The organism is Rhizobium sp. P32RR-XVIII (assembly GCF_012641395.1).
In the GTDB taxonomy this organism is placed as follows: Bacteria; Pseudomonadota; Alphaproteobacteria; order Rhizobiales; family Rhizobiaceae; genus Rhizobium.
On sequence record NZ_JABAIH010000064.1, the window covers coordinates 1 to 2,280 of the forward strand.

The following is a 2,280-nucleotide window of genomic DNA, read 5'->3' on the forward strand; positions in this document are numbered from 1 at the left end:
GGACCCCGCCCGGCTGCCAAAAGTGCAAATAGGATTGCACAGAGTATCGCAACCACGATGGCCCAAGGCTTCCCAGCGATCCTCTGGAGGTGATGCTTTGCGACTGCGACCATCCATATGCCTTATGTCTAAGCTTCGCAATGGGACTGGCGACCATTGCCTGGGAGCTTGCGAGATCCGTCTATATAGTGGCTGGGAGACTGGGACCGTAGGGGCTAGAGCTTATTGGGCTATTCGTAGAGTGCCGAGAATGAAACAAGACCGGATACGCATGGCGCGCCGAATACCTGCATAAACTGGTTCCAACACCGCGCTCGCACTTATTGCGGGCGAGATGGTGAGGAGGCATCAAGCAAGCGACCGTTGTATTCGCCTGTCAGGGTTTTCAAAAATGCAACCATCGCATCGACGTCATCCTGGGACAGGACCTGACCGAGTTGCGTGCGAGACATGATCACCACAGCTTCCGGCAAGGACGCAACACGTCCGTCGTGAAAATAGGGAGATGTCACTTCGACATTCCTCAGACTTGGAACCCGGAAGACGCCCTTGTCTTTGTCGTCGTGCGTTATGGTCCATCGCCCTAAATTGCCGTCGTTATCAGGCGAGGCGCTCGGCCCGAAGTCGCCAAAAATCCCAAATTTCTCAAATAGATTCCCACCGACATTCGAACCTTGGTGACAAGACACGCATCCGTAGCTGCTGAAAAGCTCGTAACCCTTTTTCTCTTGCGAAGAAATCGCCTTGCTTTCGCCGCGCAGATATTGATCGAACCGCGAATTCAGTGTCGAAAGCGAGCGTTCGAATGTTACAAGGGCGTCGAGCACATCATTTCTTTCAATATCGCGATTATAGATTTGTTGGAATTGGGCGCCGTAGACAGTGGAGGCCCGCAATTTAGCGACCAACGATCCCCATTGACTTGCCATTAGGTTCGGATCGAGAAGCACTGCATCGTTCTGTGCTGCGAGCGATGTGAAGTTACCTCGCCAGCCGAGACGATAATTGTTTGCGACATTGAAAATAGTCGGTGCGTTAAACCAATGCACCTTGCCATCGTACCCAACAGTCCGTTTCAGGTTCACAGTGCCACCGGCGTTAAGATCATGGCAGGACGAACACGCCAATTTACCTTTGCCTGAAAGAATCGGATCGTTGAACAGTTGCTTGCCAAGTGCGACCTTGGCCGGATCAAGATCTGGGGCAGCCTCAAGGGGCGTGATCGGCTCTTGCTGACTGCGACCGCTTGCCAACGCCACGGTCGAGGCGGCGGCTACGCTCAGCACCATAAGCAGCCATACCGCTGAAAAAGCCGGCAGGCGCTCCGTGGCAGTCTCGGCAGCCATGAAGCTCGAACGGACCATCGTCATCAGGAGACATTTCTTCTGCTGTGGTCAATATCCACCTCAGCATCGAAGAAATAGCCGACGCCACGCTCTGTTTTGATGAGGGTGGGATTGGACGCATCGCTTTCGAGTTTGCGCCGAAGTCGGAGGATCAGAACGTCGATACTGCGGTCAAACACTTCCTCCTCGTGCACCCGGCTGTTGGCTATCAGTTGTTCTCGTGACAAGATCTGTCGCGGAGCATTAAGGAAAGCCACCAGAAGATTGAATTCCCCGACCGTCAGCTTGATTTCTTCCTTTGTCTCTGAAACGAGCCTGCGCAGCTTCAGATTGAGGCGCCAGCCATTGAACAAATAGGACTTTCGATCTTGCGCAACCGTCTTGACGGGCCTTTCCCGCAACGCCGCTCGCACGCGAGCCAATAGTTCGCGCATACCGAACGGTTTGACGATGTAGTCCGTCGCCCCAAGTTCCAAGCCGACGACCTTGTCTGCCTCCTCCAGCCGATCGCCGCTGATGATGATGATCGGTGCGTCGGATTTGGTCGCGAGATTGCGAACGATTTCCAGCCCGTCTTCATGGCCCAGGTTCAGGTCGACGATGACCAGATCAATGATCTCAGTTGCAAGGACGCGCGTCATCTGGTGGCTGTCGCTGACGGCACTGACTTTAAGCGCATGTTGCGAGAGATAGTCAATTAACAGCTGACGGATGGTGCTGTCATCGTCAATCACCAGGACATGTTTCAAGCGTCCACCTTCGTAAGTCACAAGCGCGAAATCGCGTACAACGGCGATCGAATTCCGTCGGCTATTGGCGTTCCATTGCAGGGTTGTTTCGAAAACCGAGGCGATAGTTACAAATGTAATAGATAGCGCTTCGCAATCAAATCCTGGGCGATGCTTTGACAATCACACTTGGTTGATTCATCGGG

General features: G+C 53.6%; 2 protein-coding genes. Both read right to left on the bottom strand.

Annotation, left to right across the window (positions count from 1 at the left end):
• Positions 1-320: 320 nt before the first annotated feature.
• A complete protein-coding gene (locus HGP14_RS35035; RefSeq protein ID WP_168834362.1) occupies positions 321-1,370 on the bottom strand; it encodes a cytochrome c peroxidase in 1,050 nt (349 codons plus the stop codon).
• A complete protein-coding gene (locus HGP14_RS35040; protein ID WP_168834363.1) occupies positions 1,370-2,095 on the bottom strand; it encodes a response regulator in 726 nt (241 codons plus the stop codon). Before HGP14_RS35040 ends, HGP14_RS35035 begins: the two co-directional genes overlap by 1 nt.
• Between the last annotated feature and the right edge of the window lie 185 nt (positions 2,096-2,280).

What these genes read in the sequence shown, in the direction of transcription:
- HGP14_RS35035 (WP_168834362.1), bottom strand. Translation starts at nt 1,370, where the DNA reads ATGACGATGGTCCGTTCGAGCTTCATGGCTGCCGAGACTGCCACGGAG.